This window comes from Nocardioides sp., from assembly GCF_030149505.1.
In the GTDB taxonomy this organism is placed as follows: Bacteria; Actinomycetota; Actinomycetes; order Propionibacteriales; family Nocardioidaceae; genus Nocardioides.
The window spans coordinates 1-8,033 of sequence record NZ_JASBRN010000041.1; the positions used below are offsets into that span (position 1 = coordinate 1).

Consider the following 8,033-nt stretch of genomic DNA (forward strand, 5'->3'; position numbering starts at 1 on the left):
CCGGTAGACATTCAGCGGTGCCGAGAAGCCGGCAGCCGTTCGATCTAACGGCGTAGGTGCCGCTCAATGCGGTCGAGACGGTCGGTGTTCTCGTCGATCTTTGCCGCGAGCAGGTTGAGCGTGCTCTGGAGCGAGATCAGTACGTCGCGCATCCACGGATCGAGTTGTGGATGACCTGGGTTGAAAGTCCGGCCCGAGTGCCAGGTGTGGAATGCGGCGACATCGTCCTTCGCGGTCACTTCACTGCCTGCATTCCTGGACGCGCCCAGTGATGCCCGTTCCGACACAAGAAGGCACACCAGTCGATGTGAGTCCCGTCGGACTCATGCTCCTCGAAGGCGCGTGAGCCTGTGTGTGGTTCGTTGCAGTCGGGGCAGTGGTGGATCCCGGTGATGAAGCTCGCCATGTCGCGAAACATAGGGTGAGGGGCCGACACATTGACGGCGTGCGGCGGGCCCGGCTCTAGGTCGACGTTGCGGTGCTGAGGTTCTCATGCACCAACTCGCCGAGGAGTTTCACCAGTTGGATCTTCACTCGGTCGTCGGTGAAGAAGTAGTCAGCCATCTTGTGGTGGCTCGTCTGGTTCCCCAGGACCGCCTCGGTGACGGCGTCGGAGAGGTCGGGCGACTCGACGAACTGCTTGCGGGTGTTTGCGCCCGCCTGCGCGCGGATGGTGTCGTCATCCATCAGGACAGTGACGAGGCCTTCGACCCAGGACTGTTGTTCGGCAGGAGTGAAGTCCTCGCCCGCGAAGAGGTCGTTGACCTTCGCGAGTACCTCGGCCAGGCGCACCATCCGCGGGTCACGGGCTGCGCCGGTCCCGGTGGCGGACACCGGACGCAGAGCGACAGGTTCGCCGCCGTCGAGGTCGAGGGCGTGGTCACCGGAGCGAGCTTGCTTGATGTGGGTGAGCTCGACGGTGGAGAAGTCGACGGCCTCGGCGCCCATGCGCCCGGTCAGCCGGCCGGCGAGCAAGCGAAGGAAGAGCGAGCGCTTCTCCAGGTCGGTGTCGGCGTAGTTGACGATCTGGGAGAGGAAGTCATAGAGCCGCACGAAGCTCCCGACGTCCTTGCGGCAGAGATCGAGCTCGTCGACGGTACCGGCGTCACCGTCCGCGACAGCGGCGGTGTAGCGGTTGTTGAACCGATCGGCGGCAGCCTTGAGCGGTGCCGAGATCGCCCCGTGCTTTCCCGCCAGATAGGCGGTCACGAACGCGTCGACCTCGGCATCGGTGTAGATCCCTGCTGCGTCGAGCTTGGCCTGGAGGTCGTGGACGATGTCGGGGTCCGTCGCACCCTCGATCGCGGCCTCGCGGTAGTAGGGCTTGAAGGAGCCGAGGATCTCGGCGGGATCGTTGACGAAGTCCAGGACGTAGGTCGTGTCCTTGCCACCTGCGGGATAGGTCCGGTTGAGCCGGGAGAGCGTCTGCACGGCCGTGACGCCGGAGAGTCGCTTGTCGACGTACATCGCGCTCAACAGCGGCTGGTCGAAGCCGGTCTGGTACTTGTTGGCGACGATCAGAATCTGGAAGTCGTCGGTGCCGAACGCGACCGGCAGGGTCCGCCCCCGCAGCCCGGAGTTGAGGTTGGCTTCGGTGTACGGCGGCTCCGCGCCGGCGAACGCAACACCGTCGACGGTGATCGAGCCCGAGAATGCGACCAGCGTGGCGAGCCGGTAGCCGCGCTTGGCGATGTAGGCATCGATCGCCTCCTTGTAGCGCACGGCGTGCTCGCGGGAGCTGGTGACGACCATGGCCTTGGCGTGCCCGTCGAGCAGGTGACGCACGTTGGCGCGGTAGTGCTCGACGATGATCTGCACCTTCTGAGCGATGTTCGTCGGGTGCAGTGACACCCAGCGCATCAGGCCCTTGGTGGCCTCGGACTCGTCGACCAGCTTCACCTCTTCCAGATGCTGCCGAGAGCGCTCGGCGATCTGGAACGCGGTGTCGTACGTCGTGTAGTTGCGCAGCACGTCGAGGATGTAGCCCTCCTCGATCGCCTGCTGCATCGAGTACACGTGGAACTGCCGCGGAACGCCATCCGCGTCGGGGCGGCCGAACAGCTCGAGCGTCTTGTTCTTCGGAGTGGCGGTGAAGGCGAAGAACGAGAGGTTGGGTGATTCCGCCCGCGCCTCCATCTCCGCCGCGAGGATCGCCTCGGTGTCGATCTCGCCGCCGTCGTCGAGGTCCGCCAGCTCCTCAGCTGTGAGTACGGCGCGCAGCTGCTGCGACGTCCGCCCGGTCTGGGAGGAGTGGGCCTCGTCGGCGATGATCGCGAACCTCCTCCCGGCCAGGCCGGCGTTGTCGCGGATCGCCTGGAGCGCGAACGGGAAGGTCTGCATCGTGACGATCACGATGAGCTTGCCGGCGAGGAGCTCGGCGGCAAGGAGACCGGACTTGGATCCGGTGCCCGCGTTGCGGACCTGATCGGCGTTGATGGTGGCGACGGTGCCGTCGACGCCCTCGATCTGCTTGATCGCCTTCTGGAGCTGGTCGTCGAGCACGGTGCGGTCGGTGACGACGATGACGGTGTCGAAGACCTTCTGGTTGCGCTCGTCGAACAGGGTGGCCAGGCCGTGTGCGGTCCAGGCGATCGAGTTGGTCTTGCCCGAGCCGGCGGAGTGCATCGCGAGGTAGCGGTGTCCCGGCCCCTCCTGGGCGGCGGTCGCGAGCAGGTTGGTGACCAGCTCCCACTGGTGGAAGCGGGGGAAGAGCAGTGTCGTCTTCTTCGACGCCTCGCCCGTGATGGGGTCGATGTCGGTGCGGGTCTCGAGGTGGAGCAGCTTGCCGATGATGTGCAGCCAGGAGTCGCGCTGCAGGACCCGCTCCCAGAGGTATGACGTCGCGGCGCCGCGCGGGTTGACCGGGTTGCCCGCCGCGCCGTCGTTGCCCACGTTGAACGGCAGGAAGTGGGTCGCCTTCCCGGCGAGCCGCGTCGTCATCGCGACCTCGTCGTTGGAGACCGCGAAGTGCACCAGGCATCGATTGGCGAACCCGAGCAGCGGCTCGCCCTTCGGGTCGCGGTCGGTGCGGTACTGCGCCTTGGCGTGCTCGATCGACTGGGTGTTGTCGGTCTTGAGCTCGAGCGTGGCGACCGGCAGCCCGTTGACGAACAGCACCAGGTCGATCGAGCCCTTGTGCTCGCCTGAGTAGTAGACCTGCCGCATCACGCGCAGCCGAACGGCGGCATACCGCTCCATCGCTGCCGCGTTGAGCGTGGTGGCGGGCTTGAACTCGCACATCGCGAACCGGGCCGGCGTCTTCTTGAACCCCTTGCGGAGTACGGCGAGAGTGCCGCCGCCCGACTCCAACGGAAGGTCGAGCGTCTTCACGAGCCGGTCGAGCAACTGCTCCTTGGCCCGCCCCTGCTCTGCCGTCGATGTCGACGGCTTGACGACCTTGGCCCACTCCTCGGGCTGTGTCTCTTGCAGCCAGTCGAGGACGTCCTCGGGGAAGAGGGCACGGGCCTTGTCGTACCCGTTGCCGTTGGGCGAGTAGAGCCACCCGTTCGCGGCCAGGTGGGCGCAGATCTCGTCCTCGAAGGCTCGCTCGAGCTCGACACTCACAGCAGCCACGCTAATGCGCGGATGCATCGACCGTGGCCGACATCGCGAGAACCAGCGGCTCCAGACGCAGCAACTCGCTGCGGATCTGTCCGAGCGTCAGCGTCGGCGCGAACTGCATCCGTGCTCCGAACAGGCATTCCCGGTAGGCCTTGGTCGCGACCGCCATCCCGAAGCCCTTCCCGAGCCACTTCGGCCCACCGGCCTCGACCATCGCCTTCCACGCGGCTCGGTCGACGGGATGTCGCGGGTTGGCCGGCGTGAGCTGCCATGGCCAGTCCGGGAGCGCATCGCCGTTCTCATCGAGGACGTGCTCGGCAAACACGCGGCGTAGCAGCCCCCAGTCGAACGCCTCCGAGCTGTCGACGTCGCTCAGCCGGAGGGACACGACAGGCGCCGGGCCCTTGAGGCGGTCGCGGTAGCGGCGGTCCGGGTCGTGCCGCCACTCGTAGGCGGTCATGCCTTCCTGCACCTCGACCTGCACCCGCAGGTTCGGCACCGCCGTGTCGGCCCAGAAGCGCAGCACCCAGATGCCACCGCCGGAGGACTGGATGAGGTCGCGCTCCAAGGTCATGCCATCCAGGTGATGCGAGAGCCAGGCGATCCTGGCCCGCAGCGCGAGCTCGAACGCGGGCGGATCGTCCGGCACGTCGTTCCAGACCGTGTCGGCATCGACGGCCGGGACGAGGGTGTCCAGCTGCCGCAGCCAGGCCGTCGCTGTGGCCGCTACCCAGGGATGCTCGCTGCACGAGTACGCCGCGAGCACCGCCTCCCACGAGAGCTCGTCCCACCCGGGAGTGGCGGTTGGGTTGACCGGCAGAGCGGCGAGATGAAGCACGTAGCGCCGCTCGGCGTCGGGGAACACCTTCGCGTAGCGCGCGAGCTGGTCCAGGCCCAGGTCGGAGAGCACCTTCGCCTCGATCGTGGCGACCTGTCGCTCGCCGACGGTCAGCAGGAGGTCGAGCCGGTCGGACTTCCGGATCTCACCAGGCACCGCGACCTCGCGGCGGACATCGTCAGGCGCAATGCCGATGAGGTCTGCCATCGGGGCTGGATCGGTCTTGATCAGCGAGGCCAACAGATCGCTCCACCGGTTCTCGCTCCACCCGGGGATGACGTAGCTCAGGTCCGGCTCGCGCACCTCGTTCACGCCGACGCCCGTACGTCGATCTGACCCGTCACCGCCGCGGTGATCAGAGCCGTGCGCCGTTCCTTGGAGAGCTCGATGAACCGCTCGGCCTTGGCGATCAGGACGTCGATCTTGGAGGTCTGCTCATCCAAGTGCTCCACCGCTCGCCGTTGCTCGGCAGGGGGAGGCAGCGGGATCGGCAGCGTTCGGATCGCCGGCACGTTGATGCGGCGGAATGTGCTGCCGATCATCCGACCCTCGATCTCGTAGCGGACCACGCTCGTCGTCAGTGCATATCGCAGGTAGTCAGTATTGATCTCACCGGTCCGACGCAGGAGCACAGTCTCCTGACCGACAGCGAAGTCGCGGGTGCCGGGCGCGACGACAGAGACAAGTCCCACCGAGACGTTCCGCACGAACAGCAGGTCGCCGATTCGTGGCTCGCGGCCACCGGCTCTCAGCAAGTCGTAGAAGTCTCTCGTCGTGTGGCGACACGACGAGAGATCAACGACCTTGCCCTGGCACTCCCGGATGCTGGCGACCGGATAGCTCCTGTCATCGTCCACGAAGGTGGCCGTGACGTGAGCGCAGTCGATCACATCGGCCACGCGGCGAAGCGGAACTCGCTCAATGTCGTCCTGGAGCAGGACCTGATCAACCAGGCTCGACCGGCGCTCGCGGAGGGTCGCGATCAGCTGCTCCTGCTTGGCGATGAGCGTGTCGATCTGGCCGGTCTCGTGGTCGAGGTAGTCGGCGATGGCGCGCTGCTCCGTGAGTGGAGGCAGCACCACCTCGATCGTCTTCATCTGGTCCCAATAGAGCCGCCATTGGGACGGTCGGATCCCGGTCGACCTCATCCCGTATTGGTCGATGAGTGGGCGTGATCGCAGCAGCCAGTGAAGGTAGGGCGGGTCAGCGTCTGCGGTGGTGGGTCGCAGAATCTCGTAGTCGGGGCTGACAATGCCCCGATGGGAGGAGACTCCGAGAGATCCCTGCCAGGCCTTCATCCGATTGACCACCAGGTCGCCGGGCTGCACGAGCTGGTAAGCGTTCAGGCTCTCGGGGGTTCGATTGAAGTTGTCCGATCTGCTGTCCTTAGGCACGACGCCGTGATCGCGGAAGACGCTCAGGACCGTCTCGTCAGGGTGGTCTCTCTCAGAGATAGGTCGGAAGAGCCAACCCATGCGGGCCGGAGTCCAGTGCTTCGACTGAACAGCGATCATTTCTCGACCTCGCGCAAGAGATCCAGGATCTCACCGACCAGCCCGTTGAGGTCAGCGTCGATCTCCTCCAGCGGTCGGGGCGGGACGTACTTGTAGAAGTGCCGGGTGAAGGGGATCTCGTAGCCGACCTTGGTCTTCTTCTCGTCCACCCACGCGTCGGGCACGTGCGGCAGCACCTCGGCTTCGACGTACGCCTTGATGGTGGCGTCGCGACGCTCGTCGCCGAGGTCGTCGCCGGCGTAGGTGAACGGGACGTGCTCGGTGTCGCGGAGTTTCGGGTCGGGCTTCGGGTTGCCCTTGCGGTCGCGGACGACCTTGCCGTGCTCGTCGAGGAGGGGTCGTTCGACGGTGATGGTCCAGTAGCCGAAGGCGTCGGTGGGGAAGATCTTGGAGTGCTCGGTCTCGTCGTAGGCGGCGTAGAGCTTGACGATCTGCTCGCGGTCGGCGGCCGTGATCTCGCGGGACTTGTTGCCGAGGTTCTTGCGCATCTTGGAGTAGAACCCGGTGCCGTCGATGAGCTGGACCTTGCCGATCCGCTCGGCGGGCTTGGCGTTGTCGAGGATCCAGACGTAGGTGGCGATCCCGGTGTTGTAGAACATGTTGGTCGGCAGGGCGACGATCGCGTCGACCAGGTCGTTCTCCAGCAACCAGCGGCGGATCTGCGATGGTCCGGACTCGGCTGCGCCGGTGAACAGCGGAGAGCCGTTGAGGACGATGCCGGCGCGGCCGCCGCCGTCGTGGACGGGCCGCATCTTGGTGGCGAGGTGCTGGAGGAAGAGCATCTGGCCGTCGCTGATCGGCGGGAGCCCGCCTGGGAAGCGTGACCGTTCGCCGGCTCGGGCGACCTCGTCCTTGACCGCCTTCTCGGACGCCTTCCAGTCCACGCCGTAGGGCGGGTTGGACAGGCAGTAGTCGAAGGTGGTGCCGGCGAACTTGTCCTCGGCGAGGGTGTCGCCGAGCTGGATGTTGGAGGCGTCCTGGCCCTTGGCGATCATGTCGGACTTGCAGATCGCGTAGGACTGGTCGTTGATCTCCTGGCCGTAGAGACGCAGCCGTGCGTCGGGGTTCAGGCCGGGGTGCTCGGGAGTCCCAACGAGGTGCTCCTCTGCGACCGAGAGCATGCCGCCCGTGCCTGCCGTCGGGTCGTAAACCGTGCGCACCACGCCCTTATCGACCAACGCCTGGTCGTCGCCCGCGAACAGCAGATCCACCATCAGCCGGATCGCGTCGCGTGGTGTGAAGTGCTCACCGGCGGTCTCGTTGGAGGCCTCAGCGAACTTGCGGATCAACTCCTCGAAGAGGTCGCCCATCTCCGCGTTGCTGACGGTGCTCGGATGCAGGTCGACCTCGGCGAACTTCTGGACGACGATCAGCAGGCGGTTCTTCTCAGACAGGGTGGCGATCTGGTTGTCGAACCGGAACCGCTCGAAGACGTCGATGTTCTTGGAGAACCCCGCGATGTAGTCCGTCAGGTTCGCGGCCAAGCCGTCAGGGTCGCCGACGAGAGTGGCGAAGTCCCAGGGGCTGGTGTTGTAGAAGCCCAGGCCGGTGGCGCGCTTGATCTTGACGTCGCGCAGTTCCTCACGCGATTCGGCTTCGGCGATCTGGCGGACCTGGTCGCGGGTCGGCTCGAGGACGCAGTCCAGTCGCCGCAGGATCGTCATCGGCAGGATCACGTCGCCGTACTGGTGAGGCTTGTAGACGCCGCGAAGTTGGTCGGCGATCGACCAGACGAAGTTGCCGAGGGTGCTCACGAATCTCCTGTGGTGGTCGACGGGCCCCTCTCATTCGGCGGTGCCGCGTTCGTCGTGAGATTACGCGGCCGGTCCGGCAGTAAAGATGAGAATCGCCCGTGGCGGTCGTGGCTCAGGTACTCCGACTGACGTCCTGCTGGACTGTCTTTGAATTGTATTGCCCGGCCGGCGCGGGTCCGTATGACGGCGCCAGCCGGGCGGACATGACCTCATAAGAGCCTGGCTAAAAGTGGAGTCCAGCAGAGTGGTGTACGACGGACCTGAGTGAGCGCGTGCCTGCAACGTAGGCGCGGCCACCAGGTGGATCCTTCGAGTGATCTCTCACAACCGACTCGAAGAAGGACACCTTGATGACCGCTGTGCCCA

The 8,033-nt window shown here is 65.8% G+C and carries 5 protein-coding genes; all 5 read right to left on the reverse strand.

Going from position 1 to position 8,033, the window contains the following annotated elements; all coding sequences use genetic code 11:
* Positions 1 to 44: 44 nt before the first annotated feature.
* The 5 genes from Q1V71_RS07750 to Q1V71_RS07770 all read right to left on the reverse strand — a co-directional run bounded on the left by Q1V71_RS07750 (position 45) and on the right by Q1V71_RS07770 (position 7,667).
* Positions 45 to 239 carry a hypothetical protein gene (locus tag Q1V71_RS07750; RefSeq protein ID WP_300642615.1) on the reverse strand — a complete coding sequence of 65 codons (195 nt, stop codon included), beginning with the start codon at positions 237 to 239 and terminating at the stop codon, positions 45 to 47.
* Between the two features lie 223 nt (positions 240 to 462).
* Entirely contained in the window at positions 463 to 3,564 is a 3,102-nt protein-coding gene (locus tag Q1V71_RS07755) for a type I restriction endonuclease (protein WP_300642617.1), read from the reverse strand.
* 10 nt (positions 3,565 to 3,574) lie between these two features.
* Positions 3,575 to 4,711: a PD-(D/E)XK nuclease family protein gene (locus Q1V71_RS07760; RefSeq protein WP_300642619.1), complete on the reverse strand. Its 1,137-nt coding sequence runs from the start codon at positions 4,709 to 4,711 to the stop codon at positions 3,575 to 3,577.
* Complete coding sequence (locus tag Q1V71_RS07765; RefSeq protein ID WP_300642621.1) at positions 4,708 to 5,793, reverse strand: restriction endonuclease subunit S; 1,086 nt, start codon at positions 5,791 to 5,793, stop codon at positions 4,708 to 4,710. The genes Q1V71_RS07760 and Q1V71_RS07765 overlap by 4 nt, the downstream gene beginning before the upstream one ends.
* A gap of 116 nt (positions 5,794 to 5,909) precedes the next feature.
* A complete protein-coding gene (locus Q1V71_RS07770) occupies positions 5,910 to 7,667 on the reverse strand; it encodes a class I SAM-dependent DNA methyltransferase (protein WP_300642623.1) in 1,758 nt (585 codons plus the stop codon).
* Between the last annotated feature and the right edge of the window lie 366 nt (positions 7,668 to 8,033).